This is a genomic window from Ferruginibacter sp. (genome assembly GCF_014377975.1).
GTDB lineage: Bacteria > Bacteroidota > Bacteroidia > Chitinophagales > Chitinophagaceae > Ferruginibacter.
On sequence record NZ_JACMOO010000115.1, the window covers coordinates 1 to 21017 of the forward strand.

22 protein-coding genes are annotated in these 21017 nt (G+C 37.2%); 11 read left to right on the forward strand and 11 right to left on the reverse strand.

The genetic code is table 11. From position 1 onward, the window contains the following. Positions 1-264: hypothetical protein (locus H7254_RS06740; protein WP_301932243.1), on the reverse strand; the 264-nt coding region annotated here is incomplete at its 3' end. Between the two features lie 198 nt (positions 265-462). On the opposite strand from H7254_RS06740, the gene H7254_RS06745 reads away from it, so the two are divergent. Both H7254_RS06745 and H7254_RS06750 read left to right on the forward strand, forming a co-directional pair. Next, a complete protein-coding gene (locus H7254_RS06745) occupies positions 463-807 on the forward strand; it encodes a single-stranded DNA-binding protein (protein ID WP_301932244.1) in 345 nt (114 codons plus the stop codon). Between the two features lie 176 nt (positions 808-983). Continuing rightward, positions 984-3488, forward strand: coding sequence for a helix-turn-helix domain-containing protein (locus tag H7254_RS06750; RefSeq protein ID WP_301932245.1), 2505 nt, complete (start codon positions 984-986; stop codon positions 3486-3488). A gap of 268 nt (positions 3489-3756) precedes the next feature. Here H7254_RS06750 and H7254_RS06755 read toward each other — a convergent pair whose 3' ends face one another. From H7254_RS06755 to ybeY, 4 genes are all read right to left on the reverse strand, one after another. Then, on the reverse strand, positions 3757-4272 hold the full coding sequence (locus tag H7254_RS06755) for a hypothetical protein (protein ID WP_301932246.1): 516 nt from the start codon (positions 4270-4272) through the stop codon (positions 3757-3759). A gap of 70 nt (positions 4273-4342) precedes the next feature. After that, entirely contained in the window at positions 4343-6211 is a 1869-nt protein-coding gene (gene mnmG, locus H7254_RS06760) for a tRNA uridine-5-carboxymethylaminomethyl(34) synthesis enzyme MnmG (protein ID WP_301932247.1), read from the reverse strand. A gap of 28 nt (positions 6212-6239) precedes the next feature. Then, positions 6240-6857, reverse strand: a complete 618-nt coding sequence (locus H7254_RS06765) for a hypothetical protein (RefSeq protein WP_301932248.1) — start codon at positions 6855-6857, stop codon at positions 6240-6242. A 155-nt stretch (positions 6858-7012) separates the two neighbouring features. Next, positions 7013-7393: an rRNA maturation RNase YbeY gene (ybeY, locus tag H7254_RS06770; protein ID WP_301932249.1), complete on the reverse strand. Its 381-nt coding sequence runs from the start codon at positions 7391-7393 to the stop codon at positions 7013-7015. A 113-nt stretch (positions 7394-7506) separates the two neighbouring features. On the opposite strand from ybeY, the gene H7254_RS06775 reads away from it, so the two are divergent. Then, complete coding sequence (locus H7254_RS06775) at positions 7507-7746, forward strand: FeoA family protein (protein WP_301932250.1); 240 nt, start codon at positions 7507-7509, stop codon at positions 7744-7746. A 22-nt stretch (positions 7747-7768) separates the two neighbouring features. Next, positions 7769-8338 carry a nicotinate (nicotinamide) nucleotide adenylyltransferase gene (gene nadD, locus H7254_RS06780; protein ID WP_301932251.1) on the forward strand — a complete coding sequence of 190 codons (570 nt, stop codon included), beginning with the start codon at positions 7769-7771 and terminating at the stop codon, positions 8336-8338. Positions 8339-8340: 2 nt separating this feature from the next. Here nadD and H7254_RS06785 read toward each other — a convergent pair whose 3' ends face one another. The 3 genes from H7254_RS06785 to nadA all read right to left on the reverse strand — a co-directional run bounded on the left by H7254_RS06785 (position 8341) and on the right by nadA (position 11749). Then, positions 8341-9552, reverse strand: a complete 1212-nt coding sequence (locus tag H7254_RS06785) for a chromate transporter (RefSeq protein WP_301932252.1) — start codon at positions 9550-9552, stop codon at positions 8341-8343. A 134-nt stretch (positions 9553-9686) separates the two neighbouring features. Continuing rightward, entirely contained in the window at positions 9687-10628 is a 942-nt protein-coding gene (locus tag H7254_RS06790; protein WP_301932253.1) for an isopenicillin N synthase family oxygenase, read from the reverse strand. A 116-nt stretch (positions 10629-10744) separates the two neighbouring features. Then, positions 10745-11749 carry a quinolinate synthase NadA gene (gene nadA, locus H7254_RS06795; protein ID WP_301932254.1) on the reverse strand — a complete coding sequence of 335 codons (1005 nt, stop codon included), beginning with the start codon at positions 11747-11749 and terminating at the stop codon, positions 10745-10747. A gap of 575 nt (positions 11750-12324) precedes the next feature. Between nadA and H7254_RS06800 the strand changes: the two genes are divergently transcribed. The 7 genes from H7254_RS06800 (at position 12325) to H7254_RS06830 (ending at position 18863) form a co-directional block, all read left to right on the forward strand. After that, positions 12325-14442, forward strand: coding sequence for a peptidylprolyl isomerase (locus H7254_RS06800; RefSeq protein WP_301932255.1), 2118 nt, complete (start codon positions 12325-12327; stop codon positions 14440-14442). A 142-nt stretch (positions 14443-14584) separates the two neighbouring features. Further along, complete coding sequence (locus H7254_RS06805) at positions 14585-15091, forward strand: DUF2480 family protein (protein WP_301932256.1); 507 nt, start codon at positions 14585-14587, stop codon at positions 15089-15091. A gap of 65 nt (positions 15092-15156) precedes the next feature. Further along, entirely contained in the window at positions 15157-15789 is a 633-nt protein-coding gene (locus H7254_RS06810) for a LysE family translocator (protein ID WP_301932257.1), read from the forward strand. Positions 15790-15835: 46 nt separating this feature from the next. Further along, positions 15836-16390: a hypothetical protein gene (locus tag H7254_RS06815; RefSeq protein WP_301932258.1), complete on the forward strand. Its 555-nt coding sequence runs from the start codon at positions 15836-15838 to the stop codon at positions 16388-16390. A 31-nt stretch (positions 16391-16421) separates the two neighbouring features. Then, complete coding sequence (gene mtgA / locus H7254_RS06820; RefSeq protein ID WP_301921481.1) at positions 16422-17102, forward strand: monofunctional biosynthetic peptidoglycan transglycosylase; 681 nt, start codon at positions 16422-16424, stop codon at positions 17100-17102. Between the two features lie 181 nt (positions 17103-17283). Beyond that, on the forward strand, positions 17284-18357 hold the full coding sequence (locus H7254_RS06825; protein ID WP_301932259.1) for an iron-containing alcohol dehydrogenase family protein: 1074 nt from the start codon (positions 17284-17286) through the stop codon (positions 18355-18357). 83 nt (positions 18358-18440) lie between these two features. Beyond that, positions 18441-18863: a DUF2007 domain-containing protein gene (locus H7254_RS06830; RefSeq protein ID WP_301932260.1), complete on the forward strand. Its 423-nt coding sequence runs from the start codon at positions 18441-18443 to the stop codon at positions 18861-18863. A 16-nt stretch (positions 18864-18879) separates the two neighbouring features. Here the strand turns inward: H7254_RS06830 and H7254_RS06835 are convergent, their stop codons facing one another. From H7254_RS06835 to H7254_RS06845, 3 genes are all read right to left on the reverse strand, one after another. Further along, on the reverse strand, positions 18880-19401 hold the full coding sequence (locus H7254_RS06835; protein ID WP_301932261.1) for a transglutaminase family protein: 522 nt from the start codon (positions 19399-19401) through the stop codon (positions 18880-18882). 23 nt (positions 19402-19424) lie between these two features. Continuing rightward, positions 19425-19775: a transglutaminase N-terminal domain-containing protein gene (locus H7254_RS06840; RefSeq protein ID WP_301932262.1), complete on the reverse strand. Its 351-nt coding sequence runs from the start codon at positions 19773-19775 to the stop codon at positions 19425-19427. 156 nt (positions 19776-19931) lie between these two features. Further along, positions 19932-20864 carry an alpha-E domain-containing protein gene (locus H7254_RS06845; RefSeq protein ID WP_301932263.1) on the reverse strand — a complete coding sequence of 311 codons (933 nt, stop codon included), beginning with the start codon at positions 20862-20864 and terminating at the stop codon, positions 19932-19934. Positions 20865-21017: the final 153 nt, after the last annotated feature.

Here is a 21017-nt window from a genome sequence, read left to right on the forward strand (position 1 = left end):
ATAGTATTTAAACTGAAATTCTTTGTGCAATAATTTTTCTTTATTGGCTTTGGCCATGTCTTCATTATCTGGTAAAAGCGATTCTAAAATGCGCCGGTTTTTGCGCAGGGCATTGTTGATGTTGCGCACATAGTTGTTATCTCCGGCTTTCAATTGATTATTATATCCGTTGCGGCAGTAATCATCGCAAAATTTTTTATCGGTTCTACCTTTTATGGTTTTACCACAGGTAAGACATTTTTTAAAAGCAATATCAGTTGTCATTCGCTGTGGTATTGATTTACAGTAAAAGATACCATTTATTTTTTGCAAGTACAAGCGTTTACAAACGGTTATATGCAACTATAAACGACTAATGTACGACTATCATTTGCTGGCCTGCCCATCTTTGTGTTGTCAATCGGAACGGCGCCTTTCGGTTTACTGAGATAACAAAATTTAAAACTTTAAAAACTTACAAACATGTACGCATTAAAAAACAAAGTTCAACTGATTGGTAATTTAGGCAACGCTCCTGAAATTAAAAATACCGAGAGTGGTAAAAAACTGGCTCGCTTCAGTATTGCTACCAACGAAAATTACCGGAATGCCAAAGGAGAAAAAGTAACAGAAACTACCTGGCATAATTTGGTAGCCTGGGGTAAGGTTGCAGACCTTGCCGAAAAGTATTTACAGAAAGGAACAGAGATTGTGATAGAAGGGAAGTTGATTAACAGAAGCTATACCGATAAAGATGGTATTAAAAAATACATCAGCGAAGTACAGGTGAATGAATTGTTGCTGCTGAATGGTAAACCGCAGGCTTAAAGCTGTTGATAAGGATTGCATCGCCTTTTAAGCAATGATTATTGCGAAGACCTGTGCAATCCTTTTTTTAATTTCACAGGGTTTATCTTTATATTGTTTGGCAAAAATCGTTGTTTGACAAACCAGTCATTAAATTTTAGGACTGCTTTTCGGTCATCAATAAAATATCAACATTTGTGACTATAAATAATACAGACATCACCAATACATCTTTTCAATTAGCATCCGATTTTGTTAATTATACCAATGCTTCCCTTTTTTTAACCGGTAAGGCCGGTACGGGTAAAACTACTTTCTTAAAACACGTAAAAGAAAACGAAGTAAAAAACACGGTTGTAGTTGCTCCAACAGGCGTAGCCGCAATCAATGCCGGCGGTACCACCATTCATTCTTTTTTTCAGTTACCCTTTACACCATTTATCCCCGTTAGCAAAGGTTATGGCGCTAATGATGCCATTAGTGATAAGCACAGCCTTATCAGCAGGCTGCGTTTAACCAATGATCGTAAAGAAGTGATGCAAAAATTAGAACTGCTGATTATTGATGAAATTAGTATGGTGCGTTGCGATGTGCTGGATGCTATTGATACTGTACTACGGCATGTTCGCAGTCAGCACACCATACCCTTTGGAGGAGTGCAGGTTTTGTTGATTGGCGATATGTACCAATTGCCGCCGGTAATAAAAAGAGAAGAATGGGAACTATTGTCGCCGTACTACAAAAGCGAATATTTTTTCAACAGCCACGTAATAGAATCGCAGCAACCGGTATATGTAGAACTGAATAAAATTTACCGTCAAAATGATGGTGCATTTGTACAGGTTTTAAACCAGGTACGTAACAATGAAATGGATCAGGAAGGATATGAATTATTACACACCCGTTACCTGCCGGCAAGCCATCCGCCGAGAGAGGAAAACTACATTACGCTTACCACACACAACAGTAAGGCAGATGCCATTAACTTTAAAGCGTTGACTGAACTGAAGGGCAAAGTCTACAATTTTGATGCTTCCATCGAAGGTGAATTTTATGAAAAATCTTACCCGGCAGATGTAAATTTAAAATTGAAAATCGGCACACAGGTGATGTTTCTTAAAAATGATGTAGAGAAAGTTCGCCGGTATTTTAATGGTAAAATTGGCGTTGTTGAAAAAATAGAAGAGGATAAGATTTTTGTTGTTTGCGAAGGAAATGCAACAGCGATAGAAGTGAAAAAAGAAAAATGGAAAAATATACGGTATAGCCTGGATAAATCCACGAACCAGATTGATGAAGATGAGGTTGGATCTTTTACACAATTTCCCTTGCGGCTTGCCTGGGCTATTACCATACATAAAAGCCAAGGATTAACCTTTGAAAAAGCCATTATTGATGCTGGAGAAGCTTTTGCTCCGGGGCAGGTATATGTAGCTTTAAGCCGTTGCACTACATTACAGGGTATGATATTGCATAGCCAGATCAACAACCACAGTTTGCGCAGCGATTACCGAATTGCTGCATTTGCAACAAGTCAGCGAACATCTGCAGCTCAATTGCAGTTATTACATCAGGCAAAACATGCTTTTCAGGACCATACTTTAATAAAGCTGTTTGATTTTTTTGAACTGCAGTTAAATGCTAAAGCCTTGTTATCCTGCCTAATTGCGCAGGCAGCTGTTTTTAATAAAGAAGCTGTGGCGTGGGCACAAACCGTCAATGCTTCTGTTGAAAAAATGGACGAGGTGGCGACAAGATTTTTACCCCAGCTTCAGGAATTATTAAACCAGCCTGAGCTTCCCGAACTGAATGAATTATTGCAAAAACGAATCATTGGTGCAAGCGAACATTTTTGTACTGCATTACAACATTGCAAAGAACAAATATATACATGCGAAGCTTCGACAGATAGTAAAATTATTGCTTTAGATGCCAATAAATTACTGATGGATCTGTATCAGGGTATTTGTTTGCGAAAGCATTTATTTGAAGGATGCAAAAATGGTTTTATTGTAAATAATTACCTGCAGCAAAAAAGAACTTTTGTAAACCCTGTACTATCTGTAAACATGTATGCCGGCAAATCTTCGTATCAAAAAACCGATAGTCCGTATCCTGATTTATACAAGCGGCTTCGTAAAAAAAGAGATGAACTTTGTGAGCAGAAAAAGATGCCGGTTTACATGGTTGCCAACAGTGCCAGCCTGGATGAAATGGTTCGCTACCTGCCCCAAACCTTTGATGAATTAAATAAGATAACAGGCTTTGGAAAAATAAAAACAGGTCAGTTTGGCGAAGCCTTTTTAACCATTATAAATGCTTATTGCGAAGAAAACAATTTACATACCAACATGGAGGCAATGCCCATAAAAGAAAAGCGAAAAGAAAAAAGTACAGCTATAAAAACAGATACAAAAACGATCAGCTTTCTTTTGTTTAAAAATAAAAAATCAGTTGCTGAAATTGCAATAGAAAGAAACCTGGTTGCTGGAACCATTGAAGGTCATCTTGCTTATTTTGTTGGTATCGGTGAACTAGATATAAATGAATTGGTAAGCGCAGAAAAACAAATTTTTATAAAAGCAGCCATTGCAAAACATGGACATGAAGTACATAAAACAATAATGGAAAATATACCCGCAGGTATTAGCTACGGCGAAGTTAAAATTGTTTTAAGTTCACTAAAAAAAACAGGTTTATAGCATGCAGGGATCAACTAAACTTTTCCCTTTTATTCTACAACAAATCAATGTGCGCTGTTTTGGAAATACGCACCAACAACTTTTATTCCTGTTTGCTGTTTAATTGACATGACGATAAAGTAAACAATCCCCGCGTTCCCTTTTTTGCATTCCATTTGGTTATGATCTGCCGGGCATTGCTGAATAAAATAATAATATGAATACTTATAAAACGCAGGTACGGTACACAACGTATCGGCTTGCCGCAATTTATTAAGGTTGATTATTGTTACCTTCCAAAATCGTCCTGCACCCGCACAATATCTTCTTCGTTACTGGGGTTTTCCACATCTGTGTGACGCCAGATTTCAGCAACAATTCCCCAGCCGTCCAACCCGGTTAAACGGTGGCGCTCCCCTTGTTTTAACTGGATAATATCACCAATTTTTAAAGAAACATTCTCTTTTTCTTCGTCTGTATCACTGGTAATTACACCAGCAACCCCTCCTATCAGTTTCCATATTTCCGCACGGCGGTGATGGAATTGCCAACTCAACCTTTTTTGCGGCGCAACAATCAATATTTTTGGACTTAGTTTTCCAGAAATACTTAACGCTTCTTTGGAAAGGTGCGGAAAATATAGAGAAATAAATTTTCTTGCATCTCCTTCCTCTAATACAAAAAAACCTCCCCATGGCCGGGTACTATCCTGGCTTGCGACTTTTAAACCATTTTGCAGAAGATACGCAGCAATATTTTCAAAAATTAATTCTTTAGGGATGTCTGCAGAAAAATTGAGTGACATACTATTTTTTTGTTAAGATATAAAAAGCGCAAATGTAAATAGATTCAGCCTTTAAAATTGTTTCGTACTGCTATCTCCCCATAAACACCATCAGTATTTGAACGTCGCTGGGGTTAACACCCGATATACGGGAAGCCTGACCAAGTGTGCGTGGTTTGATTTTAGTGAATTTTTGCCGGGCCTCATTACTTAACGAAACAAGTTTAGTGTAATTGAAGCTATCTGGAATTATCAAATCTTCCAGCTGGCTCATTTTAGCCACTAATTCCTTTTCCTTTTCAATATAGCTGTCATACTTAGTTAATATTTCTACCTGTTCAAGCGTTTCGTTGTCAAATTCCACCAGGGCTACCTTTAGCCTTGCAACAGAATTTTGCATTTCCTGCAATCCAATATTGGGTCTTAATAATAACTGTAGCACTTTTTGCTTATTAATTAAAGGCGCAGACGGAATGCTTTCCAAAAATTGATTTATTTCACCGGGTTCCAAAGAAATATTTCCAAGTATTTCTTTTACTTTATTTACTGCGTCAGTTTTGGCTTGTACTCTATCCATTCTTTCCTGTGAAGCCAGCCCCAGACGATAGCTTAATGGCGTTAGACGAATATCTGCATTATCCTGCCTCAGCAGGGTTCTAAATTCAGCACGGCTGGTAAACATACGGTAAGGTTCATCGGTTCCTTTATTAATGAGGTCATCTATCAACACCCCAATATATGCTTCACTTCTTTTTAAAACAACTGGTTCCAGTTCCTTTACCTTTTGATGTGCATTTATGCCAGCCATTAAACCCTGACAGGCGGCCTCTTCATAACCGGTTGTACCATTAATCTGACCGGCGAAAAACAAGTTTTGTATCAATTTTGTTTCAAGACTGAACTTTAGTTGTGTAGGCGGAAAAAAGTCATATTCAATAGCATAACCTGGGCGAAACATTTTACAGTTTTCAAACCCGGGAACCAATTTAAGTGCCTGCAATTGAACTTCTTCTGGTAAAGAGGAAGAAAATCCATTCACATAAATCTCTACGGTATTAAATCCTTCGGGCTCCACAAACAACTGGTGCCGTTCTCTTTCAGCAAACCGGTTTATTTTATCTTCAATGCTGGGGCAATATCTTGGTCCTGTACCTTTTATTCTTCCCTGGAACATGGGACTTTTTTCAAAGCCTGTCTTCAGTATATCATGAACTTCCTGATTTGTATAGGTTATCCAACAACTTCTTTGTTGTTCCGGCTTCATTTTAGGAATATCAACAAAGCTAAATCCAACTATTTCATCATCTCCTTTTTGCTCTTCCATTTTGCTATAGTCCAAACTACGGCCATCAATCCGTGGAGGTGTTCCCGTTTTTAAACGCTGACTTTCAAAACCAAGTCCAACCAATTGCTCAGTTATACCCGTGGCTGCTTTTTCAGCCATCCTCCCTCCACCTAATTGCTTTTCACCAATATGAATTACTCCATTTAGGAACGTACCATTCGTTAAAACAACCGCTTTGGACATAATTTCATGACCCAATCCACTAACAATTCCGGTAACACGCCCTTCTTTAATCAATAACCCTGTAACGGTATCCTGGTAAAAATCAACATTCGGAGTCTGTTCCAACATTTGCCGCCATTTGCCTGCAAACATCATCCGGTCACTTTGCGCCCTCGGACTCCACATAGCTGGGCCCTTTGAACGGTTAAGCATTCTGAATTGCAGCATACTGTGATCGGTAATGATCCCACTATAACCTCCCATGGCATCTATTTCTCTAATAATTTGCCCTTTAGCAATTCCTCCCATGGCCGGATTACAGCTCATTTGGGCAATGGTTTGCATATTCATGGTTATCAGCAAGACTTTGCTGCCTAAGTTAGCGGCGGCGGCGGCGGCTTCACAACCGGCATGGCCTGCGCCCACTACTATAATATCGTATTCTGGAAACATTTTACAAAGGTAGTTTACAGTAAAGGAATCAGTTGCCGAATTTTTTAAGGATTTCCCGTTCCAATAATAGGTTTTTTACTGAAACGCCCTGATTAAATCTTGCAAACTCCTCACTGTTTAGAGTGGCGACAATTTCCAGGTGTTCCTTATTTTGAATGATAAATTTTTCAATGGCCGGGTTAATCTCAAAATTTGAATTTTCTATTATAGCCAGCTTTTCTAACATTTTCTGGCAAAAATTATAGCCTGTTTTATTGTATAAATCTTGAAAATAGGGTTTGATGGCAAGTTCATTCATCTTATTTCCCCTTACTTTATTCAATTCCAGGCTATCTACCCTTATATTGATAAAGTTCCAGCAAAGTAAAAGATCTGCTTCTTCCGAAAAATCAAAATAAGTTACCGGAACTATGTGATCAAGCTGCCAGGCTGTTGCAAAATTACTCCAGTTTAGTTCTGGAGTGAATTGTAACGCTATCCATTGTCTGAAGCCTTCAACATCTAAACCAAAGTATGGCGCATAAGTATAGGCTGGTTTTTTCTCTAAAACATATCTTCGTAAAGCCAATTGCCATTTCCTCTTTTCTCTAAATTTTAGTAATTCCTCTGTTATTTCAATATTTGGTGTCCATTTTTTTCTACCCATTTTCAAATATAAACAATGTTTCGGGTGGGAACAGGGATACGTGGAACAAGTTTTGGTTTAACGGGTTTACGATCTTATTAATACAGGAAGATAAAAGGAAGTGGCGTTTATATTCTTTGGTAATTAAAAAGAACAAATGGGATTCGTGTAACGTTCTATTTTAAATACAACCTTAAATACTTGTCTTCAGCGGCTCTCATTTCTTTCTGATCCTTTGGAAATTTATCATTATAACCACATAGGTGCAAAACACCATGAAAAATAACCCTATGAAGTTCCTCATTAGTACTTATCCCCAACCCGGCAGCATTGTCTCTTACCCTCTCTACACTTATATAAATCTCCCCAATAATTTCCAGTGGTGTTTCAGAAAGATTAAAAGTAATGGTATCCGTATAAAAATTATGTTTGAGGTGTGTTCTGTTTATTTCAAGCAAATACTCGTCAGAACAAAAAACATAATCCAGACTTTTAACCCGCTTACCTTCAGTTATGAATATGTTACTTACAAACTGCTTTAGGGCAGTTCTATGCATAAGAGTAACTTTCTGGTCCTTAAAAAAAAATTGTATTGCCATATCTTATTTCTAAAATCGAAATTATTGAACAATAATGAATGAATACATTTGTACTAAATAAATTCATAAGAATGGATCGGAGACTTTCAGAAATTAAGGTAGGAAAATCAGTAGTAATAAAATCTTTCGAAAAAGATGATATTTTTTTAAAATTAATGGAGATGGGTTGTGTACCTGGAGAAATTGTTATAATTGACCAAATAGCCCCACTCGGCGACCCAATTTCTATATTAGTTTCAGGTTATCATCTAAGTTTACGCATTAATGAAGCAGAAAATATTTGGGTAGAAGAAATTCCACATCATCAATAAATAGTAAACCTACAGTTCTAATATGAAAATAGGCCTTTACTTCGGTTCCTTTAATCCTGTTCACATTGGGCATTTAATTATTGCAAATTACGCCCTCAACAGTACAGACCTGCAACAAGTATGGATGGTTGTATCACCACAAAATCCTCTAAAAAAATCAGGTTCACTATTAAATGAATATTCCAGATTACACCTGATTCAAACCGCACTTGAGGGCGAGTACAATATCAAAGCATCAAAAATTGAATTTAATCTCCCCAAGCCATCCTATACAATTGATACCCTTACTTATTTAAAGGAACAATTTCCCCAACATCAATTTTGTGTAATCCTGGGCAGTGACAGTTTGGCGAACATCAACAAGTGGAAAAATTACCAGTTTATCATCGAACAATATGAATTATATATCTATAAAAGACCGGGCTTCGGTGTAAAAAAAATAGCCGGAAGCCTGATTAATATTTTGGAGGCTCCATTGCTTGAAATTTCTTCAACATACATACGAAATCTTATAAAAGAAGGGAAATCAATTCGTTATCTTTTGCCCGAGAGTGTGAAAGATGAAATTGAAAAAAATAATTATTATCGCTAACACTAAAATATCCATCCTAGAAAAAGACAAAGTATCACAATAACCGGCGCTGGAACTTTAGTAAAAGTTAGTGTAGAAAAAGTGCTGAAAATTACTAATATGTTTAAAAAAGTAACTAAATTAAAAGAATTAATGGGTATGTCTTTTAATAGATACAATGTTGAACCTGAAATTAAGCCTACCACCACAGCATTAATTCCTTCCAGTGACCTGAACACTACTACATACTTTTTTAAATTTTGCCATACTGGGAAAAAGAATAAAACAAGTAAAGCACTTGGTAAAAAAATTCCTACCGAACCAATAACACATCCAAGAAGTTGTTTTTTAACACCCTGCTTTTTTAAGGCAATACCTCCCGTAAACGAAGCGATAGAAAACACTGGTCCCGGAATAGCTCTTACAATTCCAGCACCTGTTAATAATTCGCTTTTTTCTATCCGTATTATATTTTGCTTGCTATTGGCAAACTTAGGCGCAGTGGGCCTTACAACATATTGATCCAGCATCATCGGTATCAATACGTCTCCGCCGCCAAAAACAATACTTCCAAACCTATAAAAATTTTCAAATAAATTATACACTTTCCTATCCTCCCATTCCTGTTTTCTTGCTGTCTCACTTAAATAACCGGCAATGATAAAAACCAACACAAAGAGCCACATATTTGTCCATCGAATTTGTCTTGGTTTTACTTTCTCTTTTTGCGGTATCCGCTTACTACTAAAATTTGTAGTAATTCCACCTAAAATAATTAGTATTGGAAAAACCCAGGGTGTTTTAAAAAAGAGAAAAGTACTCCACGTTGAGAAAAACAATATAATACGCGTGATTAAATTATTAATCGAAATAGCATAAGTTTTTACTGCTGCGTATCCTAAAAATCCTATGGCCATTGGTTGTATAAACTGAAAAGCACTTGTTTGAAGGTTAGCCCCTCCTATATTTCCGATGATAAAAGAAAATATACCCATCAGCGTACAAGCTGGCAAAATCCATATGATTAAGGTAACCACAGCTAGTGGAATTCCTCCTCTTTTATATCCAATTAAAGTAAGTGTTTGGGTAGAAGATGCACCGGGTAGCATTTGACAAAAAGAAACATATTCCATCAATTCCTCTTTAGTAACATCCCTCCTTTTATCTACAAAGGTTTTCATCATCATACCTAAATGCCCCTGAGGACCACCAAAAGCGGTAATACTATGGAGCAAAACAGACTTAAGAAATGGGATATGCCGTAAAAAATTCAATGATGATAATCTTATTAAAAATCCAGCAATTTAATTTTAGTTAAACGAAGATTTCTACTGTTAATGTATTCTAATAGAGGATAGAACTGGTATTTCTATTTTTTTAAACCTATTTCACGTAATCTTTCATCCAGGTATTCACCCGCAGTTATATCTGCATACGCTTTTGGATTATCATCATCAATACAACTATCAATACACCGTAAACTCATTGTGGATACCGGATGTAAAAAGAATGGAATAGAAAACCTTGACGTGTGCCACAGTTCTCTTTCCGGATTTACCACCCTGTGTGTGGTACTACGCAATTTATTGTTCGTAAACCGTTGTAACATATCACCCACGTTTACAACTATTTGATCTGGCAAAGAGGTAACGGGTATCCAGCTATTTTGCTTAGTAAGAATTTGTAACCCATCGGCGGAAGCCCCTACCAATAAAGTAATGAGATTAATATCTTCATGTTGCTCGGCACGAATCGCTGTTTTAGGCTCGATAATAATTGGTGGATAATGAATAGCCCGAAGAATTGAATTACCATTGGTTACAAAACCATCAAAATAATGTTCTTTCAAACCGAGAAAAAGTGCTGTTGCCTGTAATAACGCCTTCCCCGATTTTTCAAAAGCACGGTAAGCGTTCTCAAATGTTTCATTAAAGCCTTCAACTTGCTTAACAGCAATATTTGGAGGGTAAGCTTCTTTATCAAAATTATCCAATAGTACCTGTCCATATTGGTAAAACTCTTTCAAATCGGGTGCTTCACTACCCTTTGCATGCTCTTTCCCAAAAGAAGTATACCCTCGCTGACCAGCAAGAGCCGGATCTTCGTAAGCTTTTTTCTGAACAGCAGGCAATGAGAAAAACTCTTGTACGTGAAGATATAAACTTGAAATAAGCTCATTGGAAATACCATGATTTTTTACAGCCACAAACCCTATCTCTTCATAAGCATTACCTAAATTTTTTACAAACGCATCCTTAGTATCTTTATTATCACTTAGGAAATGTGCAAGGTCAACAGAAGGTATATTCATAATTTTTATTATTATAAAATTATATAGATAATCAAATTGGTATATCAGATAGTAATTTAGATAAAACTTGATTTAAAACTTCACTGTCCATAAACTTAAATAAGGGATAAAATCTATTATAAACCGTATTGTTTGCTGATAGCCAGCATTCTTTCAATGGGTTTCTTTGCAGCTATAATTAAATTTTCATCCATTGTAATTTCTGGTGTTTCATATTCCATGCAGAGATATAATTTTTCAAGCGTATTCAATTTCATGTGTGGGCAATCATTACAAGCACAACTATTATTTGGAGGAGCTGGTATAAAAGTTTTATACGGACTACTTTTTTGCATTTGATGCAATATCCCTGTTTCTGTAACCACAATAAATTCTGTAGCATCACTTTCAACAGAATATTTTAATAAGCCTGTTGTGCTGCCTACATAGTCCGCAACACCCAAAACAGCTTCTTCACACTCCGGATGAGCAATTACTTTTGCTTTAGGATGGCGGATCTTTAATTTAATAATCTTTTCCAGGCTGAAAATTTCGTGTACCATACACGCTCCGTTCCATAATACCATTGTACGACCCGTTTTTTTGTTAAGATAGGCTCCCAGGTTTTTATCAGGTGCAAAAATAATTTTCTGATCTCTAGGCAGACTTTCAATAATTTTTTCAGCATTACTACTGGTACAAATAATATCGCTGAGCGCTTTCATTCCGGCAGAACAATTGACATACGTTATTACTATATGACCGGGATATTTGTCCTTAAACAATTTAAATAATTCAGGAGGAGCACTATCACTTAACGAACAACCCGCTTTTAAATCTGGCAACAAAACCTTTTTAAAAGGGTTTAAAATTTTTGCCGTTTCCGCCATAAAATGAACTCCGGCAAAGACAATAATATCTGCCGACGTTTTTTCAGCCTGCTGGGCAAGGCCCAGGCTATCGCCAATAAAATCAGCCACGTCCTGTATATCCGGCTCCTGGTAGTAATGCACAAGCACTATGGCATTTTTTTCTTTTTTCAATTTTTCAATAGCAGCAAACAAATCTATGTTTATATCTATATCAATTTCCAGAAAACCGATAGCGTCAATATTCGCTTTTGCAGTGTTAATATCTCTCATAATATGTATTAATACTTTTTTATTTTAAATTAACTTACTACTACTAGGGCTGTGAATTTGTGGAAACAAATATTTTAAAACATTTGTAAAATTAAATTAATCATTTTATCCACCAAAATCCACATGTAATTAACATGTAACGTAATCTTTATGTTGTATAACTAATCAGCCTCCATATTACTTGTCACTTGTAACGTTCTCCTTCTATGCACATTGGTTAATAAAATTATATGCGGATAAATAAAGCAATTTATTGAAATCTATCTATGTTAATGAACTACCGGATAAATACTAGTTCATTAACATCCCCCATTCCACTAACACGCCAAAGTAAAACTTGTGCGCTAACTCTCCCCCTTATTTTTATAATAATACTATGTTTATTAACAGTAACGCATCCTTATTAACAAACTGTTGTTAATAGAAATAAAATCGTAAAAAATTTTTACTGGTTTCTGTTCGAATTTATCTTTTTATAAAGAGCCTTTCCTATCGCTATCTAAGGATGTTATCCACAATTTGTTACTATACATAATTAACCTATTTTTGCCATCCATTTTAATATAAATACAACAATGCAGATTATTCAGAATATTCGTGAAAAAGGATCAGTCATAGTGATAGGTGTGATTGCCCTTAGTTTAATTGGTTTTATAATGATGGATTCCAGAACGGCTAGTAGCCGGAGTGGTTCAAGTTCTTCCGTAGGCAAAATTAATGGAGAGACTATAGATAGCAAAACCTTAATTGAAAAGGTTAAGCAACTAGAAGATCAGCGTGGTGGACATGTATCTGGTCCGGAGCTTTACCAGTTGCGCCAAAGTGCCTGGGACCAATTGGTGGCCGACAAAGTATTAAACACAGAATTTGAAAAGCTTGGTCTTGTTTTTTCTCCAAAAGAATTGAGTAGTATTCTTTTTAGTGAAGATGCACCACAAACTTTAAAGCAGGCGTTTACGGATAAAAATACCGGAATGTATGATATTGAAAAAGCTAAACAATGGTGGATACAGGCCAAAAAATCAAAGGGCGAACAAAGAGATGCAATTGATGCGCAAATTGTGGAACCACTAATATTGCAAACATTAGCAAATAAATACAGCAGTTTATTGGCAGCCAGTGCATACTACCCAACATGGATGCAGGAAAAAGAAAATATGGACAGCAAAACGTTTGCAAATATTTCTTATGTATCCATACCATATAATGTAATTAGTGACAGCACTGTAAAAGTTAGCGATGACGAATTGCTGGATTATATGAGTAAGCACAAAAATATTTATAAGCAGGATGGTGGAAGAATTATTTCTTATGTAAGTTTCAGTGCGTTGCCAAGCAAGGCAGATACGGTGCAAACATTAGAGTTGGTTACCAATTTGAAAGCATCTTTTTCGGCAGATACAAACGCCAAAGCATTTGTTGCAAGAAATATGAGTGCAATTAATTTTGAGGATAGCTATACCCCTAAATCAAAATTAGCAATGACGCAAAAGGATTCTATTACAGCTTTACCAAACGGTGCTGTATTTGGACCCTACCTGGATGGCAAAAACATCGTGCTTGCTAAAATGCTTGGCAGCCGCCAGTTACCGGATAGCGTAAAATGCCGTCACATATTAATAGCAACAAAAAATTCGCAAACCGGTGAACAAACCCTGAGCGACAGTATTGCCAAAAAAAGAATTGACAGTATTGAAACAGCTATTAAAGGCGGAGAGGATTTTAACAAAATGGTATTGATGTACAGCGACGACCAGGGAAGTAAAGATAAAAAAGGGGAATATGATTTTACTGCTACACAGTTTAGCACCCTAGCAAAAGAATTTGCAGAAACAATTTTTTACGGCGCTGCCGGCGATAAGAAAGTGGTAAAATCAGATTTTGGATATCACTATATTGAGGTACTGAGCCAAAAGAGTTTTGAAACTGCTTATAAAATAGCCTTTACCGCAAAAGAAATTTTGCCCAGTGATGAAACAATTAACTTAGCAAGTGAACAAGCCACAAAATTGTCTGGCGAGGCTAGAGATGGCAAAGCGCTGGAAGCCTATGTGGCAAAAAAGGGACTTAGGAAAATAGATATTCCCACCCTGATAAAAGAAAATGATTATCGCTTAGGCTCTTTGCAGGATGCAAGACAATTAATTAAATGGGCTTTTGAAGCAAAGCAAGGAGACGTGAGCGAACCCTTTAATATACAAGACCAGTTTGTTGTAGGAGTACTGGATAAAATACAGCCGGACGGCTTACCTGATGCAAAAACAGCCAGGCCAATGGTAGAACAGACGGTTCGTAATTTGAAAAAAGCTGATGAGATTGGTAAAAAATTAGGAGCAACTCCTACTTTGGAATCAGCCGCAGCAGCGTATAAAGTTTCGGTAAGTTCTGCTGGTGCAGATTCTACTATTACGTTTGCTTCGCAGATAATTAATGGTGTAGGACAAGAGCCGAAGCTAATCGGTGCGTCTTTTAACAAAGCCAACCAAACCAAAGCTTCTGAACTAATCAACGGTGCAAACGGTGTATACATTTTAAAAGTAAACAGCCTGGGAAATAAAGCAGCCATTGATCCTGCATTGATGTCAATGCTGGCGTCTGAAAAAACAAAAACAATGGTGCAAACTACCTATAGCTTTTTTGAGTCGTTGAAAAAAATGGCAGATATAAAAGATAACAGAAGCAAAATATATTAATCAACAGTACTAAATATCTTACACCGGGCTTTTTAGCCCGGTTTTTTTATGCCTGCCGTTTCAAAAAAGTGCAGGTAAACTTTTTCCGCTATCGAAAACTATTGTAAACAATAACAAAGCTATTAGTGTTAATTTTGTATCAATGGAAGAAATGTTTACAAATAAAGTAAGTGAAAGCGGTATTATATCCCTGAATTTGGAGGAATATTATCCAAAGGATGACATTGCTTTGTTTGATATGAAAGACTATTTGTTTATGGGCCTGATATTAAAAGAAAAGGATTTTAGGGAAAACCTGAAAATGCTGGATCTCTCCATCTATACAGATAAAGTGGTGGCAGTAACCTGCAGTGCAGATGCGGTTATACCCATGTGGGCCTATATGTTGGTGTCAAGCAACCTGCAGCCTGTTGCCAGAGATGTAGTATTTGGCACAATGGAAGAAGTAAAAAATACGCTCCTCTTAAAAAATATCGCCCAACTTCCAGTAAATGATTATGAAGGAAAAAGAGTAGTAATAAAGGGTTGCGGAGAAATACCCGTTGGTGAAGCTGCTTATTTACAAGCCACACAACTATTAAGGCCAGTTGCTAAAAGTATTATGTATGGGGAACCCTGTAGTACGGTACCCATCTATAAAAAAAAGTAATAAATTTCCCGCATCGGCTTTATTTTTTACCTTCGCCACCTTTCTTTCCATCACATTTTTTATGAATGATTGAAGCTTTATTAAAAGGTTTTGCCATTAGCCTGCTGCTGATATTTTCAGTGGGTCCTGTAATATTTACCATCATTAAACAAAGTATTAATAACGGCCGGGCTGGTGGGCTTAGTTTTGTTGCAGGTGTATGGCTGAGTGATCTTTTTTTGGTAGTAATAAGCAACGTTTTTACAGAGTTAGTTTCCCAACTGATGGATTTTAAAAAAGAAATCGGTTTTACCGGAAGTGCTCTTTTAATTGCGATGGGCGTATATTATCTTTTCTTTAAAAAAATACACATTAAGGAAGATGAAAATAAGATTGTAATTACTGCCCGCACACATGCTAAACTAATTTTGTCAGGGTTTCTTATCAATACTTTAAACCCGGCATTATTATTATTTTGGTTAACAACCGCAACGGCTCTTACTGCCACACATACCATTAACCAGCGTATTATTATTTTTGCTACCTGTCTTATAATAAACAGTGCTTCTGATATCTTTAAAGTTGTATTGGCCGGTAAACTCCGAAGCAAATTGAACGAAAAAAACATTTCACTGATCAATAAAATTTCCGGCCTGATACTGCTGATATTTGGAATTGTAATAATTGCAGGTGTATTTTATTCAACTGCTAAACATTAATCAGTCAATTACGTTTTATATCGCCTACTTATAGTTATTTTACAGTATGAAGGCATTGCTTTTAATCATTTCTTTTTTTATAGCCCGGCAGGTGTTTTGCCAACAAGCTGATTTTATTTTATTGAAAAAAAAGAACCGCACCATCGGTTCGTATTATACCGGTAATAATATTGCACTTACAAATGCGCAGGGCAGTTATATTGAAGCGTTGATTACCAATATTAAAAACGATACCTTGTTTTTAAAACAGTCTATCATACGACAAATACCCACCAATTTGGGAGTATATGTTTTAGATACTGTTGCCAGTTATAGATATCAATATAATTATAAGGAAATAAAAGCCATCGGCAGAGCGGGCGGAAAATTCAATGTATCCGGCAGTGCTGCAGCATTAATGGGTGGCGGTGCTTTATTAACGGTTGCCAGCGGCGTTGTTTACCTCGCAGACAGAAATAAATTTAGCCCGCAATTATTAGTGGGTTCGATGGCCCTCGGAGGTATCGGATATGCGCTGGCTAAACTGACAGGCAAAGGAATGATTATTGGAAAAAAATATTCGCTGGTATATGTAGAAGTAAGCAATAATAAAAAGCCATAAAGTATATTGCATAAAATTAAGTGTCCATCCTATGGCTAAAGCGTGGCTCATTTGTAAAAAAGGTTTATGGTGGCTTTTTATTTTACAGTTGATGTATATCTTTTTTTGTAAGTGGATCAATCCGCCCATCACGATAACACAAACTGCAAGTATTTTGCAGGGCAATGGTTTACACAGAGACTATGTTGCTTTCAAAGAAATGAGCCCAAATATAAAACTGGCGGTAATGGCCAGCGAAGACCAGATATTTCCCGAACACAATGGATTTGATATTAAGGCTATCAAAAAAGCCATGACCTATAATAAGAAGCATGCCACAAAAGTACGTGGTGCAAGTACTATCAGCCAGCAAGTGGCTAAAAATGTTTTTTTATGGCAGGGAAGAAGCATGTTCAGAAAAGGACTGGAAGTGTATTTTACTTTCATGATAGAAAAAATTTGGAGTAAAAAACGGATTTTAGAAATGTATCTGAATGTGGCAGAAATGGGCAAAGGAATTTTTGGGGTTCAGGCCGCCTCAAAAGTTTATTTTAATAAAGACGCAAAAAACCTTACCAGGGCCGAAGCCGCAATGATAGCCGCCGCACTGCCTAACCCTAAAGTATACACGATAAAACCAATGAGCGGATATGTGGCGAAACGATATCCCGAAATAATGCGCCAGATGGACAACCTTGATGGCGATGAAGGCATTGATGAACTAACGAAATAGAACGGATTAAAAAGCGGATTTTATAATCTCTTAACCCACCCGTCATCACAAATCAGTAAGAATCCCGTAAAATTATTTTGGATTTCCTTTTTATTACCCAGTTTTTGTTAACAAATTTATCAGCCGTGTAAATTCGCCAAATCAGTGTCATCCGTGTTCCATCCTTCGCTAAATTTGTACCATGAATTTTAGAAACTTTAAAATGATTGGCTACGTTATTTATGGACGTGGCGCTTTCAACCAATTAGACGAAATATTACAGCCCAACCGTAAAGGCCAGGCCCCGATGATTTTTTTGGTAGATCGTTTTTTTGAAGATAAGCCGTTTGCAGGCCGGGTGCCGCTTCGGGGCAACGACAAAATTATTTTTGTGGATGTTACCGACGAACCCAAAACAACTTATGTAGATAAGCTGGCCAAAGATTTAAAAGATGAATTTGGTACAGTAAGTGGTGTAATTGGTATTGGCGGCGGTTCAGCAATGGATCTTGCCAAAGCCGTTTCGCTGATGATGACTAATCCCGGTAGCAGTGCGGATTACCAGGGCTGGGATTTGGTAAAACAGGCCGGTGTTTACAAAGTGGGTATCCCCACATTAAGTGGTACCGGAGCAGAAGTTAGCCGCACAACGGTGTTAACCGGACCAACAAAAAAATTGGGGATGAATTCAGACTATACTCCTTTTGATCAGATTGTACTGGATCCTCAGTTAACTGCAGATGCTCCTGCCAACCAGCGATTTTATACCGGTATGGATTGTTACATCCATTGCGTTGAAAGCCTTACCGGTACTTACTTAAATGAGTTTAGTAAAAGTTATGGCGAAAAAGCTTTACAGCTTTGCAGGGATGTTTATGTAAACAAAGATGGCTGGGATGCCGAAAGCGATGATAAATTAATGATGGCTTCTTACGCCGGAGGAATGAGTATAGCGTACAGCCAGGTAGGCGTTGCTCATGCGGTAAGTTATGGCCTCAGTTATTTGCTCGGTACAAAGCATGGCATTGGCAATTGCATCGTGTTTAATCAGCTGGAAGATTATTATCCCGAAGGCGTGAAGGAATTTAAATGGATGGTTGAAAAAAATCAGATAGACATACCTAAAAACATTTGCGCCAACCTCAGCGAGGAAGACTTTGATAAAATGATTGATGTATCGCTCGGCATGAAACCACTTTGGGAGAATGCGCTGGGCAAAAACTGGGAGGAGCAGATTACCCGGACTACACTAAGAAAATTGTACGAAAAATTATAGTCGGTAACCAGTATCATTGACAACACTGCTGCACAATTAAATAAATACACGCCCACTATCAATACAAGCCATAATTTTACTCCATGGATTTAGTAACCGTAAAAACATTCGACAGCTATTTTTTAGCTAATATTATTTTGGGCCGCCTGCGAACTGAGGGTGTGGAATGTTATTTAAAAGATGAAACAACGATTACCATGGATCCGATATTAACCAATGCAATAGGGGGTATAAAGCTGGTGGTAAAAAGTGATAATGCAGATGCTGTAAAGGAAATTTTAAGAGGGTATGATGAAGCATATTTAAATGCAGCAACCTGTCCGCAATGTGGTGCTCACCAGTTCAGTTATATTGCCAAACCCGGTGTAACCAATTTTTTAACAGCGGTTGCAACTACCATTTTTGGTAGTTATGCTGTGGCACCAGATTATGTGTATCAATGCGGTAATTGCGGTTACGAAACCGAGCGCCTGCCTGATTATGATAATAATCTTGAAGAAGGTTAAGGCGCTATAGCCTTTATTACTGTTGTTGCTGCACCATTTCCATATACTTCAGGTACGAATTATTAATAGTCCCATCTTCGTTCAATTTTACAGTAACTATCTGCGGCATTAACACTGCCGCATTCTTTTTGTCTATAACACCATCTTCATGAGCTACAGAAACGCCAACTTCCAGCGTTTGTTTAGCTGTACCTTTATAGGTTCCTTTTACCGGAGAACAATCGCTGAAATTTCTTCCAATGGCAAGCCTTACATGCCGGTCGTTTACAATGCAATTATTGGTAGGGTCAAGCCCAAGCCAGCCATAGAAAGGAATGTATACTTCTACCCATGCATGCGTGGCACCTTCGCCACGGAGGTCATTATAGTGCGGACAAACATAACCACTTACATAACGTGCAGGTATGCCGAGCAACCGCAACATCACCATTAAGATATGTGCGAAATCCTGGCAAACACCCGCCCTTAATTTCCATATTTCATCCAATGTAGTTTGCACACTGGTGATGCCCTGGATGTACTTAAAATTCTGGTACACATTAGTGTTCAGTTGCTGTAGGGCTACATATACGGTAACTGATTTATAAAACCCGGCGTCGGCAATTTTTTTATTTCATCCAGTGCCACAAAATTTTCTTGCTTTAAAAAATCAAGAAAAGGCGCTACATGCCTTGTATGGTATAAATGATTCCACTGTTCTTCAATGGCAATATCATCTGCCGGAAATATTCTATACTTGGTTACAATTGCAATAGTAGAGTCTATTTTTAATTCTGTGTGTGGTTCAAGGTTCATAAATGTACCGGCCTGGTTGCCATAATAATCGGTAAATATTTCTACAAGAGGGTCACCGGTAATAATCAACTGCGGACTTTGCACTTCCTGCATTTCATCTTTTACAGGAAACAGCATAATCTGATTAGCGCTGTCCCGCACCGGTTCCTGATAAGTATATTTGGTAACATGGTGTATAACAAATCTGGGGATAATGTTTGGTGCTTTAATATTGCAACTGTAAATAATATTTTGTTACTTCAATATAATGTAATAAATAATTTACACCTGATATTATAAAGAAAAATAGTTTTGACTTAAGGTTTTACCAATGGCAAATAAGTCCTTATTTATTTCGGTTAAAAAGGTATGCAACCCTTCTTCAAAAATACTTTCAGGTGTGGAAAACGGAACTCTACTTTTCATTTTTCCAATCATAAAATCTATCTGGTTAAAATCACCCACATTGCCTTCATTTTTTAATCTCTGGAAATACCGGTGTAAGCGGTTGATAGAATATATAACCGACCTAGGAAACTGGTTGTTCAATATCACCTGCTCTACCACATTGCGGGCCTCAAAACCTCCGCGGTAGTTTTTTAAATACAACTCATAACCTGAGATAGAAAGCAGTAGATATTTCCAGTAAGTGGTATCCTTGGCTTTATTCATATCATAATTGCTGTCGCTAAATTTTACATCCAAAATATCAGCAGACTGGATCGTACGCTCAATGTATTTTCCAATATTTATAAAGGCATTTCCTTCGCCCCTTGCCATTGTAATATCGGTAGTGCCAAAATATAAAACACCGTGTTTTATCAAAATGTCCAAAATGGTGATCGGATCTTCCTTGTGTAACCATTCCGCCATACTATCCTGTCGCATAGTATGATAAAAGTTGTTGAGACATTGCCACATTTCTTTGGTGATATGGTCCTGCACACTCCGGCCATTTTCTCTTAACAGTGTAACCATGTTCAATACTGAATTTGGATTATCCTTATCAATAACCATGTATTGCAAAGCGCCCCTTGTATAATGCGCCATGGCCGGGGTCTCCGTATCATCTAAAAAAGTAAATATCTTCAATACCGGTTTCCAGCTAAAAGCCTGCACATCATCCTGCGATGAAGCGTAGTTGATTTTAAGTATTCTAAGAATACTATCCGTTCTTTCCATATAACGGCTCATCCAGTATAAACTATCAGCAACTCTACTAAGCATAAGCGAAAAGGAAAGCTCCTATCCCCGCCAAAGCGGAAGTAAGAAAGCTATTTTTATTTTGGTGATACAATCAAATTAAATAAAAACGTTTATGTTAATATAAAAGATAACAATTATTGAATTCCTATATTCCTTCTTCGGAAGGAGGATGGG

Coding starts and splice junctions, on each gene's coding strand:
- H7254_RS06775 (WP_301932250.1), top strand. CDS start 7,507: ATGGATCGGAGACTTTCAGAAATTAAGGTAGGAAAATCAGTAGTAATA.
- H7254_RS06755 (WP_301932246.1), bottom strand. CDS start 4,272: ATGTCACTCAATTTTTCTGCAGACATCCCTAAAGAATTAATTTTTGAA.
- H7254_RS06845 (WP_301932263.1), bottom strand. CDS start 20,864: ATGCTTAGTAGAGTTGCTGATAGTTTATACTGGATGAGCCGTTATATG.
- mtgA (WP_301921481.1), top strand. CDS start 16,422: ATGGCTAAAGCGTGGCTCATTTGTAAAAAAGGTTTATGGTGGCTTTTT.
- H7254_RS06805 (WP_301932256.1), top strand. CDS start 14,585: ATGGAAGAAATGTTTACAAATAAAGTAAGTGAAAGCGGTATTATATCC.
- H7254_RS06830 (WP_301932260.1), top strand. CDS start 18,441: ATGGATTTAGTAACCGTAAAAACATTCGACAGCTATTTTTTAGCTAAT.
- H7254_RS06765 (WP_301932248.1), bottom strand. CDS start 6,857: ATGGGTAGAAAAAAATGGACACCAAATATTGAAATAACAGAGGAATTA.
- H7254_RS06745 (WP_301932244.1), top strand. CDS start 463: ATGTACGCATTAAAAAACAAAGTTCAACTGATTGGTAATTTAGGCAAC.
- nadD (WP_301932251.1), top strand. CDS start 7,769: ATGAAAATAGGCCTTTACTTCGGTTCCTTTAATCCTGTTCACATTGGG.
- H7254_RS06800 (WP_301932255.1), top strand. CDS start 12,325: ATGCAGATTATTCAGAATATTCGTGAAAAAGGATCAGTCATAGTGATA.
- H7254_RS06840 (WP_301932262.1), bottom strand. CDS start 19,775: ATGCTGTTTCCTGTAAAAGATGAAATGCAGGAAGTGCAAAGTCCGCAG.
- nadA (WP_301932254.1), bottom strand. CDS start 11,749: ATGAGAGATATTAACACTGCAAAAGCGAATATTGACGCTATCGGTTTT.
- H7254_RS06825 (WP_301932259.1), top strand. CDS start 17,284: ATGAATTTTAGAAACTTTAAAATGATTGGCTACGTTATTTATGGACGT.
- H7254_RS06815 (WP_301932258.1), top strand. CDS start 15,836: ATGAAGGCATTGCTTTTAATCATTTCTTTTTTTATAGCCCGGCAGGTG.
- H7254_RS06790 (WP_301932253.1), bottom strand. CDS start 10,628: ATGAATATACCTTCTGTTGACCTTGCACATTTCCTAAGTGATAATAAA.
- ybeY (WP_301932249.1), bottom strand. CDS start 7,393: ATGCATAGAACTGCCCTAAAGCAGTTTGTAAGTAACATATTCATAACT.
- H7254_RS06810 (WP_301932257.1), top strand. CDS start 15,157: ATGATTGAAGCTTTATTAAAAGGTTTTGCCATTAGCCTGCTGCTGATA.
- mnmG (WP_301932247.1), bottom strand. CDS start 6,211: ATGTTTCCAGAATACGATATTATAGTAGTGGGCGCAGGCCATGCCGGT.